Annotated in this window: 18 protein-coding genes; 7 read left to right on the top strand and 11 right to left on the bottom strand. The window is 35.6% G+C overall.

What is annotated here, in order from left to right; genetic code table 11:
- Window positions 1-66: 66 nt before the first annotated feature.
- The 6 genes from radA to rpsF form a co-directional block, all read right to left on the bottom strand.
- On the bottom strand, window positions 67-1,482 hold the full coding sequence (radA, locus tag M4Z11_RS02645; protein ID WP_249675866.1) for a DNA repair protein RadA: 1,416 nt from the start codon (window positions 1,480-1,482) through the stop codon (window positions 67-69).
- Window positions 1,483-1,488: 6 nt separating this feature from the next.
- Window positions 1,489-2,988 carry a replicative DNA helicase gene (locus M4Z11_RS02650; RefSeq protein ID WP_249675869.1) on the bottom strand — a complete coding sequence of 500 codons (1,500 nt, stop codon included), beginning with the start codon at window positions 2,986-2,988 and terminating at the stop codon, window positions 1,489-1,491.
- A gap of 110 nt (window positions 2,989-3,098) precedes the next feature.
- A complete protein-coding gene (rplI, locus tag M4Z11_RS02655; protein ID WP_249675871.1) occupies window positions 3,099-3,677 on the bottom strand; it encodes a 50S ribosomal protein L9 in 579 nt (192 codons plus the stop codon).
- A 26-nt stretch (window positions 3,678-3,703) separates the two neighbouring features.
- Entirely contained in the window at window positions 3,704-4,681 is a 978-nt protein-coding gene (locus M4Z11_RS02660) for a DUF2232 domain-containing protein (RefSeq protein ID WP_249675876.1), read from the bottom strand.
- Window positions 4,682-4,824: 143 nt separating this feature from the next.
- A complete protein-coding gene (gene rpsR, locus M4Z11_RS02665) occupies window positions 4,825-5,073 on the bottom strand; it encodes a 30S ribosomal protein S18 (protein ID WP_249676061.1) in 249 nt (82 codons plus the stop codon).
- Window positions 5,073-5,480 (bottom strand): 30S ribosomal protein S6, encoded by a 408-nt coding sequence (rpsF, locus tag M4Z11_RS02670; protein WP_249675881.1) that lies wholly within the window; start codon window positions 5,478-5,480, stop codon window positions 5,073-5,075. Before rpsF ends, rpsR begins: the two co-directional genes overlap by 1 nt.
- Before the next feature lie 387 nt (window positions 5,481-5,867).
- Here rpsF and M4Z11_RS02675 point away from each other — a divergent pair, with 387 nt between their 5' ends.
- The 7 genes from M4Z11_RS02675 (at window position 5,868) to gmk (ending at window position 12,023) form a co-directional block, all read left to right on the top strand.
- Window positions 5,868-6,452: an undecaprenyl-diphosphatase gene (locus M4Z11_RS02675; RefSeq protein WP_249675885.1), complete on the top strand. Its 585-nt coding sequence runs from the start codon at window positions 5,868-5,870 to the stop codon at window positions 6,450-6,452.
- An 80-nt stretch (window positions 6,453-6,532) separates the two neighbouring features.
- Entirely contained in the window at window positions 6,533-7,477 is a 945-nt protein-coding gene (gene fabD / locus M4Z11_RS02680) for an ACP S-malonyltransferase (protein WP_249675890.1), read from the top strand.
- 18 nt (window positions 7,478-7,495) lie between these two features.
- Entirely contained in the window at window positions 7,496-8,233 is a 738-nt protein-coding gene (fabG, locus tag M4Z11_RS02685; RefSeq protein ID WP_249675894.1) for a 3-oxoacyl-[acyl-carrier-protein] reductase, read from the top strand.
- A 260-nt stretch (window positions 8,234-8,493) separates the two neighbouring features.
- Window positions 8,494-8,730 (top strand): acyl carrier protein, encoded by a 237-nt coding sequence (locus M4Z11_RS02690; protein ID WP_013544895.1) that lies wholly within the window; start codon window positions 8,494-8,496, stop codon window positions 8,728-8,730.
- 104 nt (window positions 8,731-8,834) lie between these two features.
- Entirely contained in the window at window positions 8,835-10,094 is a 1,260-nt protein-coding gene (fabF, locus tag M4Z11_RS02695) for a beta-ketoacyl-ACP synthase II (protein ID WP_249675897.1), read from the top strand.
- 107 nt (window positions 10,095-10,201) lie between these two features.
- Window positions 10,202-11,305, top strand: a complete 1,104-nt coding sequence (mltG, locus tag M4Z11_RS02700) for an endolytic transglycosylase MltG (protein ID WP_249675899.1) — start codon at window positions 10,202-10,204, stop codon at window positions 11,303-11,305.
- A 52-nt stretch (window positions 11,306-11,357) separates the two neighbouring features.
- Window positions 11,358-12,023, top strand: coding sequence for a guanylate kinase (gene gmk, locus M4Z11_RS02705; protein WP_249675901.1), 666 nt, complete (start codon window positions 11,358-11,360; stop codon window positions 12,021-12,023).
- Window positions 12,024-12,072: 49 nt separating this feature from the next.
- Here gmk and rsmA read toward each other — a convergent pair whose 3' ends face one another.
- From rsmA to lptG, 5 genes are all read right to left on the bottom strand, one after another.
- Window positions 12,073-12,903 (bottom strand): 16S rRNA (adenine(1518)-N(6)/adenine(1519)-N(6))-dimethyltransferase RsmA, encoded by an 831-nt coding sequence (rsmA, locus tag M4Z11_RS02710; protein WP_249675904.1) that lies wholly within the window; start codon window positions 12,901-12,903, stop codon window positions 12,073-12,075.
- On the bottom strand, window positions 12,897-13,907 hold the full coding sequence (gene pdxA, locus M4Z11_RS02715) for a 4-hydroxythreonine-4-phosphate dehydrogenase PdxA (protein ID WP_249675907.1): 1,011 nt from the start codon (window positions 13,905-13,907) through the stop codon (window positions 12,897-12,899). The genes rsmA and pdxA overlap by 7 nt, the downstream gene beginning before the upstream one ends.
- The gene (locus tag M4Z11_RS02720; RefSeq protein WP_249675908.1) at window positions 13,907-14,866 is read right to left on the bottom strand and encodes a SurA N-terminal domain-containing protein; all 960 of its coding nucleotides are present in this window, start codon (window positions 14,864-14,866) and stop codon (window positions 13,907-13,909) included. The genes pdxA and M4Z11_RS02720 overlap by 1 nt, the downstream gene beginning before the upstream one ends.
- 92 nt (window positions 14,867-14,958) lie before the next feature.
- Complete coding sequence (locus M4Z11_RS02725) at window positions 14,959-17,310, bottom strand: LPS-assembly protein LptD (protein WP_249675912.1); 2,352 nt, start codon at window positions 17,308-17,310, stop codon at window positions 14,959-14,961.
- A 6-nt stretch (window positions 17,311-17,316) separates the two neighbouring features.
- The gene (gene lptG, locus M4Z11_RS02730; RefSeq protein WP_249675915.1) at window positions 17,317-18,408 is read right to left on the bottom strand and encodes an LPS export ABC transporter permease LptG; all 1,092 of its coding nucleotides are present in this window, start codon (window positions 18,406-18,408) and stop codon (window positions 17,317-17,319) included.
- Between the last annotated feature and the right edge of the window lie 351 nt (window positions 18,409-18,759).

The following is an 18,759-nucleotide window of genomic DNA, read 5'->3' on the forward strand; positions in this document are numbered from 1 at the left end:
TCAAAATACATTTTTGATTTTTGGTTATGTCGACTCTCTATTTTTATATCAAGAATCTTTATCGTTTTATAGAATTTTCTCTTTAATTATTTTTCTATGGTACAGATCGTTTTTATCTGAAATAATGGCTGCAATCAATTCGGGAAGATCAGAGAATGTGTGTTGTTGAAAGCTTTGTGATTTTATTATTTCAGTTGTTGCTGTAGGTTGAAAAGCTCCTTGAAAGCCTAGCTTTTTTGCTTCTTTAATGCGTTGTCCTGAATGTGCAACGCAGCGGATTGCTCCTGAGAGACTGACTTCACCAAAATATACATAATGAGTCGGAAGAGGGATGTTTGTAAGAGAAGATACCAAAGCCGCTGCAACTGCTAAATCAGCTGCAGGTTCTGATATTCGGTAACCACCTGCAACATTAAGATAGACATCATGTTGTCCAAAGCGGATACCACAATGAGCTTCTAATACGGCTAGAATCATTGCGAGACGATTCCCATCCCATCCCACGACAGCACGTCGTGGCATACCAAGTGAAGAGGGAGCAACAAGAGCTTGAATTTCTACTAATATAGGGCGTGTACCTTCCATTCCTGCAAAAACGGCAGCTCCTGGTGCTTTTTCATTACGCTCACCTAAGAATAATTCAGATGGATTGGAAATTTCCCGTAATCCTTTGTCTGACATTTCAAAGACACCAATTTCGTCCGTTGGTCCAAAGCGGTTTTTCATAGTTCTTAAAATTCGATAATGGTGTCCACCTTCACCTTCAAAATAAAAAACACCATCAACCATATGTTCAACAACACGAGGTCCAGCAATTTGTCCATCTTTTGTGACGTGACCAACAAGAACAACAGAAACTCCTGTTTTTTTTGCAAAGTGGATCATCGCTTGAGCGCTAATACGGACTTGTGTTACGGTTCCAGGTGCTGAATCTGCTAGATTTGACCACAAAGTTTGAATAGAATCAACGATAACCATATCAAGTTTTTCATGTGTGTTTAAAGTTGCGAGAATATCTTCAACATTGGTTTCAGCAGCGAGTTGAACCGCTGTATTTATTGCATTAAGTCTTTGTGCACGTAAGCGAATTTGTGTAATAGCTTCTTCACCTGAGACATAGATGACATTATATCTCTTTTGCGATAAGGCTGCTGCTGTTTGTGTTAGCAATGTTGATTTTCCTATGCCCGGATCGCCAGCAATAAGTAATGCTGATCCACGAACAAAACCACCGCCGGTAACACGATCGAGTTCGGAAATGCCAGAATGGATACGCGGAATATTTTCTATATCTCCAGAAAGAGATGTAAGTGTAACTACATGACCTTTATGAATATTTTTAGGAGGGCCACTACCTACACCACTATTTATACTCTCTTCGGTGAGAGAATTCCAGTCTCCGCAGGAGTGACATTTTCCAGTCCAGCGTGAATGGACGGTGCCACAATTTTGGCAAATAAATTGAAGACGATTACGTACCATAATAGTTTAACCATATTGTTCTGGAAGATAATTACTGTCTGCCAAATCACTGAAACGTGTGAAATCAGCTTGGAAAGAGAGTTTGACTATACCTGTTGGTCCATGACGTTGCTTTGCGACGATAATATCAGCTTTCCCAAAAACTTCATCCATTGATTCTTGCCATTTTAAATGTTCTGGACCTCCTATCTTAGGTTCCTCATTTTTAAGATAATACTCTTCACGATATACAAAAATAACAACATCAGCATCTTGCTCAATTGAACCAGATTCACGTAAGTCTGATAGTTGTGGACGTTTATCTGTCCGATTTTCGACTTGGCGTGAAAGCTGTGAAAGAGCAATAATGGGAACGTTAAGTTCTTTAGCTAAAGCCTTTAATCCCGTGGTGATTTCTGTAATTTCTTGAACACGGCTTTCAGATGAGCGTCTTGAATTGCTTGTCATTAACTGTATGTAGTCAATAATCAAAACATCTAAACCATGTTGTCGCTTAAGGCGACGTGCACGTGCAGCTAATTGAGTGATCGATATGCCACCAGTTTGGTCGATATAAAGTGGAACTTTTTGTAGACGATTCATTATGCGTAATAATTTTGCAAATTGCTCTTCTGAAATATTGCCTCGACGAATGTTAGAAGAAGAAATCTCTGTTTGCTCAGAAATAATACGTGTTGCAAGTTGTTCTGATGACATTTCAAGCGAAAAGAATCCGACAATTCCTCCCTCATTTTCTGGCGATGAGTCTTTTTTTGCATCACAGCTATAAGTGTTGGCAATATTGAAGGCAATATTGGTCGCGAGAGAGGTTTTTCCCATACCAGGACGTCCAGCAATGATAATTAAATCAGAAGGCTGTAATCCTCCTATTTGTTCATCAAGTTTTTTTATGTGAGTAGCGATACCTGATAACCGTGAAGATCGCTTTATTGCTATTCCTGCCATATCAATAGCTTTTTTAATAGCTTCATCAAAACTCTCAAATCCACCACCATATTTTCCCTTTTCTGCTAGCTGAAATAAATCACGTTCGATTCTTTCAATTTGCTGAATAGGTGTCAATTCTAAAGGAGCATCAAATGCGGTATTGACAACTTCATTTCCAAGATTAATTAAAGAACGCCGGATAAAAAGGTCATAAATTACTCGTCCATAATCTTCAGCATTAATAATTGTTACTGCTTCTTTAGCCAAACGAATAACATAATTAAATACAGTAATATCTCCGATTTTTTCTTCAGCTGGAATAAAAGGTTTGATAGTAACAGGGGTTGCTAATTTTCCTTTTTTGATAATTTGCGATAAAATTTCAAAAAGTTTTTGATGTAATTGTTCGAAAAAATGTTCTGATTTTAAAAAATCTGATACGCGATCAAGTGCATCGTTATTAATGAGAATAGCACCAAGCAATGCTTGTTCAGCTTCAATATTATGTGGCATCTGCCGAAAAAAGGTGGATTCTTGTTTTTGCTGAGGGATGAGATTAGAGATGCCGGGTTCTTCCATAACAATCTTCCTATTAATAATATTCAGCCTTTTGGCTGAATATTATCATGATATATCAATTTTAATGGGAGAAGAGAAAAACAAACAGTCAAATAGGCACAAGATATTCATTAATTTTGACTTTCTTCATTAAGATTATTTTCTTCATGGTCGTCAGTGTCTTTTGTTAATGGTTGCTCTTCAGTGCCATATATTGCTTCAATAGAAGTCAGATTGTCACCTTCTGCTTGACGCTGTGCTTCATTGGCTGAACGGGCAATATTAATTGTTACAGAAACCTGAATCTCGGGGTGTAAGCTAAGAGAAATTGTATGAAGACCGATGGTTTTAATTGGGTGATTAAGTTCAACTTGATTACGTCCAATAGAAAAGCCGTTCTCTGTTATAATATCAGCAATATTACGTGTTGATACGGAACCGTAAAGCTGTCCTGTTTCACCAGCTGAACGGATAATAATAAATGATTGTCCCTCAAGTTTTTCAGAAATTTTTTGAGCTTCGTTTTTACGTTCAAGATTACGGGTCTCAAGCTGTGTGCGCTGTGTTTCAAAGTGTCTTTTGTTGGCTTCGTTAGCACGTAAAGCTTTACCTTGAGGTAATAGAAAATTGCGTGCATAGCCATTTTTAACTGAAACAATATCACCAATCTGACCAAGATGAGTGATGCGTTCAAGCAAAATGATATCCATAGTTTTTTCCTTTCGAATTAAGTCAATTAGTAATATTTGCGTGATTGGCTATTATATTGAATGGTTGCCCAAATACCCATAAGCAGCAGCATAAAAGAAATAGGTACAGTAAAAATAACAGTTAAAATAGCAATGTAAACAAGGGATAATATTATCATTCGGCCACTTATCTCTTTTGTAATATTATGGAGATATGCTAGACCACTAATTGATATGATAAATGTATAAGCGGTAATAAAAACATTTGCGCTCAAATTAAAAATGAAACCAATTTCAATTGTTGCGGCTATAAAAGCAGCAATGAAAATGATGAGCCCCCAAATTGGAAGGCGGAAATTTTGTTTCCAATCATCACGAGGTCTTTTTAGCCAATCTATATGATGTGCTATCATCATTGAAAAGTAAAGATTAGCAATAAAAAACAATAAACTGTAAATAGTCAATATTACTGCTGTTAGAGTTGCTGTATGTGTCGTTAAGAGTTCACTAAAAGAAAGGATATCAGTTTCTTTTATAGACTGCGATTGTCGCATAGTTTGTGCTATATTTTCGGTAATTTTTTTTGCAATAATAGGAGAAGCTTGATGATTTTGAACATAAACTCCAATAAAAGTTGATATACAAGCAATAAAATTTGTTAAAAGAAAAATGATTGATGATAATGGATACCATATCAATGAATTTTCTTCTTTTGTTGGTTGCGCAAGCCCAAGGAGCCAAGAAGCATAAACAGCAGGAAGAAAAAACAATAACATAAAACTAAAACCAATATAAATATTATTGGTCACGGAGAGAACAAAAGTAGCGCTAATTAAAGCGACAAGACTAGGTAACGTACCATATCTGAATGCTGTGGCAAAGATAGGAAGCGAAATAAAACAACCCAAAAAAAGAGAACAATAAGGAATGATATTTGAAACACTGATGATTGCCATTCCTATAGTAGCAGTAAACAGTCCTGCTAAAATACCAATTATTGTTTTATAAGAATAGGAATCTTCCATTGATTGCTGTCCTGCTTTTGCAGTTAGAGGTATATAATACCCCAACTTTTTTGGATATATTATAATTAAAATGTTTTTTTAAAGCATTAAACAAAAAGAATAAGTAGCCAGAAGAGATTCTGGCTACACAATAAATTTAAAATTTATTTGACAACATATGGAAGTAAGCCAAGAAAACGAGCGCGCTTAATAGCATTGGCTAACTCACGTTGTTTTTTCTGACTAACAGCTGTGATGCGTGAAGGAATAATTTTCCCACGTTCTGAAATATAACGTTGTAAAAGCTTGATATCTTTATAATCAATTTTAGGAGCATTTGCACTTGAAAATGGACATGTTTTACGACGGTGATGAAAAGGGCGACGTGTTGGAGTTTGGTGAATTTCAGTCATCATGCTATTCCTCCTGTTGGATTTTCATGTTGACGGCGTAGATTTTGAGCTTTCCCTTCATTTTGACCAGGAAGGCCATCACGGTTGAATCGTGAAAGTGTTGTTGATTGTTCTTTTTCATGTTTTTCTACGCGGATAGTCATATAACGTAAAATATCTTCATTAATACGCATTTGACGTTCAAGTTCAGTAATTGCTTGAGCTGGAGCATCAATATTTATTAATACGTAATAAGCTTTACGATTTTTACGGATTCGGTAAGCGAGAGAACGAAGCCCCCAATTCTCTATACGCCCAACTTTTCCACCATGTGCTTCGATAACACCTTTATAAGTTTCTAAAAGCTCATCAATTTGCTGCGGTGCAATATCTTGTCGGGCAAGGAATATGTGTTCATAAAGAGCCATTATTTTGCCTTTCTTCAATTAAATTCTACTGGTTTTGGCGCAAAGCCTCTGCGACTTGTCTTTATTGGAAGACCCAAAGAAGAAAGGACGCGTTTGCAATTCGAGACACTCGAGAGCGGAGATACAGGAGGCCGGAATTATTATATTCCCACTGGTTGTTTCCCAGCCCTCCGTTCAACCCCCAGCCAAATACCGGTAATGAACATTAAATATTTACAGCTTATCGTTTAAAATAGCAAGTTTGTGTTTACAAAAAATATGATTTATTAACTCTCGGGATATTTTTTATATATTTCACGTTTTACTTTACTCCATCATATCACTGTTTTCTTTACCAAACAGTGATATGATGGAGAGGGAGATAATGATATAATAAGTGAGATAAGCATGAGTTTTTTAAACCAGATTGATATAATACTTTTCGAAATGCTCGCTGATAATTGTCAAACGGGGTTAGTTTTGGTTTGGTTTGGTATTATTTGTGCAAAGTTTTTAGTTTATATTATTCCTATACATCTTTGTGTATTATGGTTTTGTGGTGGATATACGGAAAGGCGTGTTGCTTTAAGTATTGGTGTTAGTATTTGTGTTGCCCTTGTTATAGGCTATATTATTTCTCTTATTTATTATCGTCCGCGTCCATTTGTTGCAGGTCTTATGCGACCTCTTATTAAACATGGGGAAACAGCTTCTTTTCCAAGTAATCATGCATTAGTTATTGTGTCTTACTTTGTTAATCTTTATTTGTATCGATACAAAGTTACCTCTAAGTTTGCATTGATATTTTTGTTATTAATTTGTTGGGGGCGTGTTTTTACAGGTGTACATTATCCTTTTGATGTTTTGGCTGGTATGGTTTTAGGAAGCTTCGTGAGTTGGTTTATTATTCGGTTTGTTGCATCATATTTTCCTAAATTTCTATATCAAATTCCGCCTTTGAAATATAATTTTCATATAGGTACTCAATTCTAAATAAGTTGATTTGTTGTAATTTATGTTTATTGAATTGGTTGAAAAGAAGATAAATCTACAATTTAATTTTGGAGATGATGATGGTAGCAGCATTCACTTTCCCAGGACAGGGGAGCCAAGTTGTTGGTATGGGAAAAGTACTTGCAGAGCAATTTGTTGAAGCGCGTATGGTTTTTGAGGAAGTTGATGATGCTTTAGGTGAGAAATTATCACGAATTATTTTTGAAGGACCAGAAGAGGCTTTGACGTTAACAGAAAATGCACAGCCAGCATTGATGGTTGTGTCTATGGCAATTATTCGTGTAATGGAAAAGTTGGGATTTAATATAGCAAAAAAGGTGAAATTTGTTGCAGGTCATTCTCTAGGAGAATATTCGGCGCTTTGTGCCGCTGGTACATTTAGTTTAGCTGATACAGCAAAGCTTTTACGGATTCGGGGAAATGCTATGCAAACAGCTGTTGCTGTTGATGAAGGTGCAATGGCGGCAATTATTGGTTTGGATGAGCGAACTGTTGAAGAGATTTGCAAGCTCGTTTTAGGAGAGGGAGTATGTCAGATCGCCAATGATAATGGCGGTGGGCAGATTGTTATTTCAGGTGAAGCAAAAGCTGTCCAGTTGGCGATCAAGATTGCTTCACAAAAAGGAGCTAAACGTGTATTGTTTCTTTCGGTATCGGCACCGTTTCATTCAGTTTTGATGCATCCTGCTGCTGATGCGATGAAAGACGCTCTTAGAGCAGTTAATATAAAAGCACCTGTTGTTCCGCTTATTGCAAATGTTTCTGTTACACCAGAAAGTGATCCAGAGCGTATTCTTATGCTTCTTGTTCAACAGGTGACTGGACGAGTGCGATGGCGTGAAACAATCGAGTGGTTTGGAGCTAATGGGGTTGATGTTCTTTTTGAAGTTGGTTTTGGAAAAGTATTAACAGGCTTAACACGCCGTATTAATAAGGATATCAATGGTTTAACAATTGGGACGGCTGAGGAAATTGAAAAAGCATTACAAATTCTAGGTATTTAATCTTAGGGAGTCTAAAAGATGTTTAAATTAACAGGTCGTAAAGCTCTTGTCACAGGAGCATCAGGAGATATTGGTGAAGCAATTGCGCGTGCTTTACATGCACAGGGAGTGATTATTGGGCTACATGGAACGCGTGAAGAAAGACTCAAAAAAGTTGCTTTAGATCTTGGTAAAGATGTTTTTATTTTTCCTGCTAATCTTTCTGATCGTGATGCTATTAGACAGTTGGCTGAAACAGTAGAAAAAGAGATGAATGGGGTTGATATTCTTATTAATAATGCCGGAATTACTCGAGATGGCCTTTTTGTACGTATGCAAGATCAGCACTGGGATGATGTGCTGACAGTTAACTTGACAGCTGCCTTTACTTTAACGCGTGAGCTGATATATAATATGATGCGTCGGCGTTATGGACGTATTATTAATATAACTTCTATTGTTGGTGTTGTGGGTAATCCTGGACAAACAAATTATTGTGCTGCGAAAGCTGGTTTAATAGGTTTTTCCAAGTCATTGGCACAAGAAGTTGCATCACGAAATATAACGGTTAATTGTATTGCTCCAGGATTTATTAAATCCGCTATGACCAATCAATTGAATGAAAAGCAGAAAGAAAAAATTATATCTACAATTCCGATGAAGCGTATGGGAACGGGGCAAGAAATAGCTTCTGCGGTTGTTTATTTAGCGAGTGATGAGGCAGGATATGTGACTGGACAAACAATACATGTCAACGGTGGTATGGCAATGATTTGAGAATTTGCTTTATTCTACATTGATTTACAACCATTATTATTTTAGATAACGATGCAGAAAATAGAACAATAAGTTTGTTTTTTTAAGTATGGTAATTGTTCAACTTATCAGGATATCAATTTAGTGCATTTGAGAGGAGATATCCATGGAATATTGTGTATTTGTCGCTAAAGTTTTGGAGCAATGCATCTATTACTTGATTATATGAACTTATATCGCTAACCAAGTATAGGAAAACAATATAAATTCGAGGATACAATATGAGTGATACAGAAGAGCGCGTTAGAAAGATTATCGTAGAGCATCTTGGAGTTGACGCAGATAAGGTAGTAGAAAATGCAAGCTTTATTGATGATTTGGGAGCAGATAGCCTTGATACAGTTGAGCTTGTTATGGCTTTTGAAGAAGAGTTCGGTATAGAAATTCCGGATGATGCTGCCGAGACAATCTTCACAGTTGGTGATGCAGTGAAGTTTATTGATAAAGCTTCTGTATAATTTTAGTTAAAGGGCAAAAGTATTTTATGCTTTTGCCTTATTTTCTAGTTAGGGCATATTTTGACAATATGGCTTCTAGCGGCGGATGGTTCAAGGTTAGAAATATGAGACGTGTTGTTGTTACTGGTTTGGGATTAGTATCTCCACTGGCTGGTGATGTTGAATGGAGTTGGAGGCGGCTTCTTGAAAGAAAAAGTGGTGTTCGGCGTATCACTGAATTTGATGTTGCTGATTTACCATGTCAAATTGCTGGCCGTATTCCTTTAGGGGATGGAACAAATGGTACATATAATGCTGATTTACATATGGAGCCTAAGGAGCAGCGTAAGGTTGATGCATTTATTACTTATGCCGTAGCTGCTGCTGATCAAGCACTTGCAGATGCTGAATGGTTTCCAAAAAGCGATGAAGATCAGATACAGACAGGTGTTATGATTGGTTCTGGTATTGGTGGCGTTGAGGGCATTGTTGAGGCTGGTTATACACTTCGTGATAAAGGTCCACGGCGAATTTCTCCTTTTTTTATTCCAGGGCGTTTGATTAATCTTGCTTCTGGTTATGTTGCTATTAAGTATGGTTTGCGTGGTCCTAATCATTCGGTTGTAACAGCTTGTTCGACTGGTGCTCATGCAATTGGTGATGCAACTCGTTTAATTGCATTGGGTGATGCGGATGTAATGGTAGCAGGGGGAGCTGAATCGCCAGTTAATCGTATATCTCTTGCTGGTTTTGCTGCCTGTAAAGCTCTTTCTACTGGGCATAATGATGAACCTGAGCGTGCATCACGTCCTTATGATGCAGATCGTGATGGTTTTGTTATGGGTGAGGGAGCTGCTGTTGTCGTTTTAGAAGAGCTTGAACATGCAAAAAAGCGGGGTGCTCGTATTTATGCAGAAGTGATTGGTTATGGTTTGTCTGGTGATGCTTATCATATTACAGCTCCTTCGGAGAGTGGTGAAGGTGCGCAACGTAGTATGATGTCGGCTCTTAAGCACGCGCAAGTGAATGTGTGCGATATTGATTATATTAATGCTCATGGTACATCAACGATGGCTGATATTATAGAACTAGCTGCTGTTGAGCGTGTTTTAGGTCATCATGCGTTGAAGGTATCAATGTCATCAACGAAATCATCTATTGGGCATCTACTTGGAGCAGCTGGCGCAGCTGAGGCTATTTTTTGTATTTTAGCTATACGAGATAATATAGCTCCGGCAACACTCAATCTTGACAATCCGTCTGTTAAAACAAAAATTGATCTTGTACCGCATACACCACGTGAGAGAAAAATTGATATAATTCTTTCTAATTCATTTGGTTTTGGTGGAACAAACGCATCTTTAGTAATGCGGCGCTTTAGTTAATCATAAACAATTTCATTTGTTATGGCTGCTTTCATAAGCTTTTTAATTATAAGATTTTGATGAGAAATTATTAGTAAAATACCTAAAATGATTAAGGGTAGTGAGTTATGTCTAATGTAAAAAGTAAGTCATCATTACAGGATATAGACGATTTTTCATTAAATTATTCGCCACATAATAATGGATTGTCACATGAAAAACGGAAAAGATCGCATATTTTGCGCAATCCGTTTATTATTCTTGGTAATTTTTTTTTAATGCTTATTGTGGTTATTCTTTTGGTTGTCGGTATTCCTCTCTATATTGTAAAAAACATTTTTGAGGGAAAAGGGATAGCTGAGAAAGAACAAGTTATTCTTATTGATTCTGGAAAAGGAATTCGTGAAATTGCATCATTGCTTGAAAAACGTGGTCTTATTCGATCATCTGATATTTTTATTTATGGGATTGGTTATTACCAAAACACAACACGTCTTAAAGCGGGTGAATATTTAATTCCAGCATATGCTTCGATGTATGATATTATGAATATTTTTGTAAAAGGAAAATCTATTGAATATACCTTTACAGTGCCTGAGGGTTTAACAGTTCAACAGGTATTCGATCGGTTATCAGCCAATGAAATTTTAATTGGTGATCTTCCAGAAGTTTTACCTCCAGAGGGCAGTTTAGTGACTGATACTATTCATTTTATTCGTGGTACAACACGTGCGGAGATTATAAAAAGGTTACGTGAAGAACAAACAAAATTAGTTAATGCGATATGGGCTGCTCGTTCACCAGATTTACCCATCAAGTCTATTGATGAATTTGTTATATTGGCATCAATTGTTGAAAAAGAAACAGGGGTTGCAGCAGAGAAGCCGCAGGTGGCTGCAGTATTTTATAATCGTCTTGCTAAGCGTATGCGTCTTCAATCTGATCCGACAGTAATTTATGGTATTTTTGGCGGAAAAGGTAAACCTGTAGGTCGTCCAATTTATCGGTCAGATCTTGAGAGAGAAACACCATATAATACTTATAAAATTGATGGGCTGCCACCAACAGCTATTGCAAATCCAGGTCGCGATTCTTTAGAGGTAGTGGCAAGTTTTCCGAAAAGTGATGCGCTTTATTTTGTAGCTGACGGTTCAGGTAGACATATTTTCTCTAAAACTTTGGATGAACATAATGCAAATGTTCGTAAATGGCGTGCGTTAGAAAAACGATAAATCTTCTTAAATTTAGAATTCATATTTAGAAAATTTTGAAAAGAGTAACATTATGACATTATTTGATCATGAATTGAGTGCTCAACAAAAAAATAAACGTCGCGGTTTTCTATTTATTCTTTCTTCTCCTTCAGGTGCTGGTAAATCAACAATTTCACGATTAATTCTAAAAGATCAACAACTAGAGCTTTCTATCAGTGTGACAACGCGAGCAAGGCGCTCTAGTGAAGTAGATGGCGTTCATTATCATTTTATTTCAAAAAAAGAATTTGAACGTAAGTGTGCAGGAGAGGAATTTATTGAGTGGGCAGAAGTGCATGGGAATTATTATGGAACTTTACGTGAAAGTGTTGAAAATGCATTGAGCGCTGGTCGGGATATGTTATTTGATATTGATTATCAAGGGACTGAACAACTTCAAAAAAAAATGCCAGGTGATACTGTTTCTGTTTTTATTCTTCCTCCATCAATGAAGGAGCTTGTTGCTCGTTTACATCGTCGAGCAGAAGATAACCAAGACATTATTAATTTGCGATTAAACAATGCACGAACAGAAATTCAGCAATGGCGCTCTTACGATTATGTCGTAATTAACGAAGATTTGAATCAGTCGTTATTATTTATTAAATCGATTTATTTAGCAGAAACAATGAAACGTAAGCGTTGTCGTTTTCTTAAATCTTTCATTGATAAGCTTATCGCTGAAAAAATTAATTAATATGCTTATCATTTTAAGAGAAACTTCGGATTAAAAAGGTTCTATTTCTTTAAGTGATTAGGTTAGCTAAAGTTACGAATTCAGAAATAGAAAGTGTTTCTGCTCGGCGTGTTCCATCAATGCCAGCTTTTTCTAAAAGTGTTTTGCCTCCAATAGTTTTAAGACTTTGGCGTAGCATTTTGCGTCTTTGTCCAAAAGCAATTTTTGTTATGAGGCTTAATTTTTTTGTAGAGCAAGCGAGAGGTTGTAAGCGTGGAATAATGTGAACAACGGAAGAAGTCACTTTTGGCTCTGGTATGAAGGCTTGAGGAGGAATATCAAAAGCGATTTTTGCAATGCTACGCCAACCAGTCAATATGCTAAGACGACCGTAGTAAGGAGATTGAGAAGTTGCTGTAATACGTTTTGCAACTTCACGTTGAAACATTAAAGTCATTGACTCATAAAAAGGAGGCCATGATTTTGTTAAAAGCCAATTTAATAAGAGTTGTGTTCCAATATTATATGGCAGATTTGCAATAATTCGCGGTTTTTCCGGATATGCTTCAAAAAGTTTTGAGAAATCTTGTTTTAATGCATCATTAAAAATAAGTTTGAGTTTTTGTGGATAGTGCTTTTCTATTTCTAAAAGAGCTGGCATACAACGTTCATCACGCTCTATCGCTGTTACAATAGCACCTTTTGCTAGTAAAGCGCGAGTCAAACCACCAGGACCAGGACCGATTTCAAGAACAGGTTTTCCTTCTATATTTCCTGCTTGATGAGCAATCTTAGTTGTTAAATTAAGATTAAAAATAAAATTCTGCCCTAGAGATTTATTAGCTTGTAACTTATATTTATTGATTACGTTACGGAGAGGAGGGAGATTATCTATTAGCATGTGATTGGATTGTTTTTTGTGAGTTGATCTGCAAGTTTAAGAGCAGAAATAAAACTTTCGGGAGAAGCTATCCCTTTATGTGCAATATCAAAAGCAGTGCCATGGTCTGGGGAGGTGCGAATGAAAGGTAATCCTAAGGTAACATTAACAGTAGTATCAAAGTCTAATGTTTTAACAGGGATAAGAGCTTGATCATGGTACATACAAAGAGCAACATCATATGCTTTCCTTATACGTTCATGAAACATTATGTCAGGAGAGAGGGGGCCTATAATATTAAGTCCTTTTTTTTTAAGATATTCAATAGCAGGAATAATAATTTTTTTTTCTTCTTTTCCTATTGCACCATTTTCTCCAGCATGAGGATTAAGACCAGCAATAGCTAAGCGGGGTGAATTCATTGCAAATCTAGTTTTTAAATCATTTTCAGTAATTAATGCAGTTTTAATAATTAAATTACAGGTAAGAGATGAAGATACTTTGTTAAGTGGAATATGAATAGTAATTGGTACCGTTTTTAGTTGAGGTCCAGCTAACATCATAACTGGATGATATTGTTGATTGGAAAATTTTTGAGCAAGATAAGCAAGAAATTCAGTATGACCTGGAAAGTTGAATCCAAAATCGTAAAGACTCTTCTTTGCAATAGGGCAAGTAATTAATGCACGCCCGTGACCACTTTGAATCAATTGAACGCTGCGTTCGATTGATTCAATTATTCCAGCAGCGTTATCAGGTGAAGATAATCCTAGTTGATCACTTTGTCGATTTTTTAAAGGAATTATAGGAAGAGATATTGGAAAACTTTCTACAACATTATGAGTAGAAACAGATTTTATATCAATATTAAGTTGTAAAAAATGAGCGCGTGAACGAATAATTTCAGGATCGGCTAAGAGAACAAAGGGTGGAATTTGACGTATATTACGCATATTCCACGTTTTTATAACAATCTCAGGACCAATTCCTGCTGGATCGCCACTGCTAACGATTAGCGGAGTCATTATGAATTTTGAATACGTGCTGTTTGTCTCAATTCTTTTAAATATTTTTCACTGATAGCTTCAAGAAGTTGCGGAATATCTTTTTTTTGATGATCTTGGATAGAAAATATCAGTCTGGCTACACGATCATCAGAAACTCTTTTTATTTGACAGACAGCAACTGCTTCAATACCATGCTGTGTCTCTTGAAGGTTGGTCATTTTTCCAGCTGGTGTTGCAAGGATAGCTTTTTCCCAATTTCTAGGAAGCTGAGGTTCCAAAAATTTTCCCAAATGACGGATAGTAATATCTAAAATACCTTTTGCTTGGTTTTTAGCGCTATTACATCCACGGAAATTTGCACGAAACTGATTTGCTTCTTGTATGCGTTTTTCCAGAATTGCTGACCGTCGATGTTCAGGAATAACAAAAATAATTTGTTGTAGTGTATATTCGTTTGTTGAAGGTTTTACACCGCCATTTTTTAATATTCTATGGACAGCTTCTTGTTCTGTAAGAACGCCACCTTCAGCTTGATAACGTGCATTAACAAGACGTCCCCACCCCATTTGTCCAAGAATATATGCTTTAAAGTGTTCCACTGTAACATCAGTTTGAGCGAGCATTTGACTGAGTTGCTCAACAGTCATATTATTTTGTATTGCGAAATTCTCAAAAGCACTCTCAAGTTCATCTTTGCTAACCTCAATATTCCGCCGCTTTATTTCATTATTTTTAAGGGTTTCATCAATAAGCTCATTTTTAGCTTGTGCAGCAAGATTTCCTTGTCTCTGTTGCAATTTAAGAAAAGCAATGCGCCTTTGAATATCATAACTTGTAATAGCACTACCATTAACTGTGACGACAACTGAAGTTTGTGCAAAAGCTTGTGATGTAAAAAATATGCTTATGGATAAACTGCTTACACTCAAAAAAGTGATACAAAATAAAGCAAGAGCACTATTTTTTAGTATATTCATGTAAGTAAACCTTTACGATCAATTTTCACCCGTTACCCAAAATATATGTTTTTCTGCATAAAAACAATGATAAGTTAAGATCTATATGTTCTCTATTGTAAATCTGATTTTATTTTTTTGCCAATATCTGTGATTGTACGTAATGAAAAAGAAAAATTAAAGTTTTTTAAAGGCATATTTCTTTTTGGATTTTTTACTTGTTGATAGCCAATTGTTATTCCAAAACATTCATCTATATAACTTAGATTTATTCCTTGTTTTACCAAAGCGTTAGATACTAAATCGTAACTAGCATTATTATTAATGGACCAATAGTTGGAAAATTTAAGCCCCACTTGAAAAGAAATCTCTTGTCGATCTTGCGTATATTCATCATTTTGTTGATGTGAAATATAGGCATATTGCATAGATGCCCAAAGATTTGACCATTTTTGTGATGCTTCTAATTCACCACGACGGATTTTTCCTGTTTTTTGATTAAAACGTCCACGAGATGCTATAGAAAAACCACGAGTATGATTTGCTTCAAACATTGTCACATAGTCTGAGTGAGCTGTTTCAAGACCAGAGTATGCACCTAAATTGACAAAGTCTTTCTCTGCGAACGAATTTTTTCCTGCGAGATGAAATGACTGTCCAAAAAGCCCATAAAGAGACCAATTATTATTAAAACTTCCAGAATATCTAAGACCTATATTTACTCTTGTTCCTCCTTCTACACGATCATAACCAGAGAATTTATCTCTTTGAAATAAGGTAGTTGTATCAAATACAAGGCTTTGTGCGTCTTCGTTTGGTAATTGTTTTACATATTGTTCGTTATTGCGTATAAAAATTTGTGCTATTGGTTCTAGTATATGTGTAGATATTTGGGCAGTAATAAGAAGAGGATATCGTAACTCCAAGCCTGTCGTTGCCATACTACGAATTGTTGAGGAAGCAATATTAAAATTTTTCGAAGAGATATTTTCTATGCCAGTAATATAATTATTGTGAGTGTTTATCGCACTTGTATCAATGCGTAAGGCAAAGATGGGGGTTAATACTAAACCATTTTTTGTATTGAAACGTTTTTTCCATTCTAATTCATTTGTTAAACGAAAACTGTTTCCAGCTATACTGGAAAACTGATGGGCATTACCGGGATAATTTGGCAAATTTGTATTATTAAAATCAGCATGACGACGATAAATTGATTGTATATTACTACGGAAGGTAAGATTTCCACTATAAATTGATTGATTTGGTGTCCAAAAATAATCAATAATAGGTAGAACCCATGCTTGCTGAGAATGGCGATCGTTGAGGGTATCTTTAAGTATTGAATTTTGGATATTGAAACGGTAAAAATGCATGTCAAAATAATTTTTATCTGCAAGACCATTTAAATAAAACTGAGAAATTTTTACAGGGTCATTATAATTTTCAAGTTTGTATGTACGGCTAAAATTTCTGTCTGACTGTGCAAAGATATTCCAGCCGTAAACCCATCGGGAATTAATACGAAAGTCACCTCTTGTTGCTACCATATAACGATTGGTATTTTGTGAATCAACTCTATCATTATCGAAGTTGTGAGGATTAATTTGGTATATATGAGCAAAGTGGACGTTATAATGGCCTGTTTTTAAGCGTTGATGCCATGTACCTTCAGTTAAAAGCCCCTGTTTTGTATAGATTGTAGAAGAAAGTGTGAAATCATTGTAGAGTGATAGGTTCCAGAAATAAGAGTTTTTTATGCCAATACCAAGGTTATCAGCATAAAAAAAATGAGGAGACAAAAAACCGCTGATACGTTTTACTGTTGGGTCAGGGAATTCGATAATTGGAAAATATAAAATTGGGATGCCAAAAGTTTCGAAGTAGCCGTTTTCAAATCGAATTGTTTTTTTTACATTGTTCCATATGATTTTTTTCGCTTTAATTTGCCACGAGACTACTCCACCTGATTTTTTATGGCAAAGTTCACATGCTGTATAGATAGCATTATTAAAAATTGTTATTTGATTCTTGTTGCGGTTAGCATTTTCAGCTGTGAAGTATGTATTATTAGTTGTTTTGATGCGTAAAGAATTTACAAATCCGTCTCCAAAGTCCTTTGTCATATCAATATAATTAGAATAGATTTTATTTCCATCCTTTTGAGTAATCTTAACATTTCCTTGAGCTATGACGCGTCCTGTTTTTTGATTATAAGTGACTCTTTGAGCGACAGCTTTATTGCTGTTATATTCAATTTGGACATTTCCTTGTGCAGAAATGATGTTTGAATCACGATTGTAAATAAGTTTATCAGCAGAGAGTAAGAAAGGACTTTTTGTATTTTTGAGATGATTTTGAAAAAAAGGATTAGAATTTTGTGCTATTGCAGAATAAGATATAAGGGTACCTCCAGAAAAACTGATGAGACTTTTTATAACCAATGTTCTCAGTTTTGCTAACATTTTTACTTAACCATCCTCCGTATAAAGTAAAAAGGATATGCCAAAAAACAATGCCACTATAACTGGTACCCAAGCAGCAATGATTGGTGGAATGTAACCGGCGTTACCAAAACTTCGAACAAGCATAGAAATAACATAAAGTATAAATCCCGCAATTACACCACCAAGAATTAATGTTTTGGATTGTCCAAAGCGTGGAATTTTTAGTGATACAGTTGCTGCAATGAGAGTCATTGCCACAAGTAACATTGGTAACGCAATAAGTGATTGTAAATGCATATCAAATTTATTGGCAGAATAACCAAATGAACGCGCAACAGCAATTTTTTTTGGTAATTTGTAAAATGGAATAGTTACAGGGTCGGCTAAATATTCAGTTAAAAACTCAGGTTTTAAGTGAGTTTTTATTCGTAATTCAGAGAATTTTTCAGGAGTTTGCCCTATTTTATAGATTGTTCCATTTATTAATAACCAAGCACCATCTGTCAACATTGCTTTTTTGGTATTAATCCAGTTTTTTACTGTTGCATTCTCATTATATTGTACAAAGGTTGCATCAATAAGAGAAAGATCTTTATGTGTGATTGATTTGGCACCAATGGTTGTTCTTCCTAAATTTGTGTGTTGTGTTAACCATGGAATACGCGTGTTACTGATAGATATTTGGGTATTATTATTACGCCATGCTGCTACAATTTTTTCTGCTTGGGAAGAGCTCCATGCAGCAAGTGGATTAATAAAAAGAATAGAGAATAATCCAAAGAGAAAAGCTCCGAAACAAGCTGGTGTGAGAAATTGCCATGCGGAAATACCGATTGAACGAGCAATAACAAGTTCAAGTCTTTTATTAAGGGAGATAAGCATTGTTATTGCAGAAAATAATGTAATAAAGGGGAAGAGTTGTTGTATAATCAAGGGAATTCTCAACAATGAAATAAGGAATGCTCCTTTTGCTGTATAATGAGGAAGCAACGCTAGTTTACTAAAGTTTTCTGTAAAGTCGATTAAGAGGACGAGAATAAAAACACCTAGCAAGAAACAACAGACTGTTTTGAGATAAAGCATGAAAAAATATCGTCCGAGCGTCAATCCAATCATGATACCTTATCCGAGAGATATTAAGAGTTTCGATGTGTAGATATCATGATGCATGCGAATATTCAATGAAACGCAAAGTAGCTTTATCATAAGAGTTTGTAAACCGCATGATATGCTTTTATCACAACATTAAAAAGCATTAATTAAGGATTCAGTAGTTTGAAATTTCACCAATCTAACATTACTTTAACTTACAGTATATAGATGATTTTATATGCCTTACAATTTTAGATATTAATAATTCTTTAATATTTTACATATCTACTTTATATAAAAAAATATCTTGTAATTTGTTAGAAATGATAACTTCCTATAATTATAATTTAGATTTAATCAGTTTTCTGTATTTTG

Source organism: Bartonella bilalgolemi, assembly GCF_023500045.1.
In the GTDB taxonomy this organism is placed as follows: Bacteria; Pseudomonadota; Alphaproteobacteria; order Rhizobiales; family Rhizobiaceae; genus Bartonella; species Bartonella bilalgolemii.

Bases quoted from the DNA above. Each gene is read 5' to 3' on its own strand.
- radA (WP_249675866.1), bottom strand. From the start codon at position 1,482: ATGGTACGTAATCGTCTTCAATTTATTTGCCAAAATTGTGGCACCGTC.
- M4Z11_RS02650 (WP_249675869.1), bottom strand. From the start codon at position 2,988: ATGGAAGAACCCGGCATCTCTAATCTCATCCCTCAGCAAAAACAAGAA.
- rplI (WP_249675871.1), bottom strand. From the start codon at position 3,677: ATGGATATCATTTTGCTTGAACGCATCACTCATCTTGGTCAGATTGGT.
- M4Z11_RS02660 (WP_249675876.1), bottom strand. From the start codon at position 4,681: ATGGAAGATTCCTATTCTTATAAAACAATAATTGGTATTTTAGCAGGA.
- rpsR (WP_249676061.1), bottom strand. From the start codon at position 5,073: ATGACTGAAATTCACCAAACTCCAACACGTCGCCCTTTTCATCACCGT.
- rpsF (WP_249675881.1), bottom strand. From the start codon at position 5,480: ATGGCTCTTTATGAACACATATTCCTTGCCCGACAAGATATTGCACCG.
- M4Z11_RS02675 (WP_249675885.1), top strand. From the start codon at position 5,868: ATGAGTTTTTTAAACCAGATTGATATAATACTTTTCGAAATGCTCGCT.
- fabD (WP_249675890.1), top strand. From the start codon at position 6,533: ATGGTAGCAGCATTCACTTTCCCAGGACAGGGGAGCCAAGTTGTTGGT.
- fabG (WP_249675894.1), top strand. From the start codon at position 7,496: ATGTTTAAATTAACAGGTCGTAAAGCTCTTGTCACAGGAGCATCAGGA.
- M4Z11_RS02690 (WP_013544895.1), top strand. From the start codon at position 8,494: ATGAGTGATACAGAAGAGCGCGTTAGAAAGATTATCGTAGAGCATCTT.
- fabF (WP_249675897.1), top strand. From the start codon at position 8,835: ATGAGACGTGTTGTTGTTACTGGTTTGGGATTAGTATCTCCACTGGCT.
- mltG (WP_249675899.1), top strand. From the start codon at position 10,202: ATGTCTAATGTAAAAAGTAAGTCATCATTACAGGATATAGACGATTTT.
- gmk (WP_249675901.1), top strand. From the start codon at position 11,358: ATGACATTATTTGATCATGAATTGAGTGCTCAACAAAAAAATAAACGT.
- rsmA (WP_249675904.1), bottom strand. From the start codon at position 12,903: ATGCTAATAGATAATCTCCCTCCTCTCCGTAACGTAATCAATAAATAT.
- pdxA (WP_249675907.1), bottom strand. From the start codon at position 13,907: ATGACTCCGCTAATCGTTAGCAGTGGCGATCCAGCAGGAATTGGTCCT.
- M4Z11_RS02720 (WP_249675908.1), bottom strand. From the start codon at position 14,866: ATGAATATACTAAAAAATAGTGCTCTTGCTTTATTTTGTATCACTTTT.
- M4Z11_RS02725 (WP_249675912.1), bottom strand. From the start codon at position 17,310: ATGTTAGCAAAACTGAGAACATTGGTTATAAAAAGTCTCATCAGTTTT.
- lptG (WP_249675915.1), bottom strand. From the start codon at position 18,408: ATGATTGGATTGACGCTCGGACGATATTTTTTCATGCTTTATCTCAAA.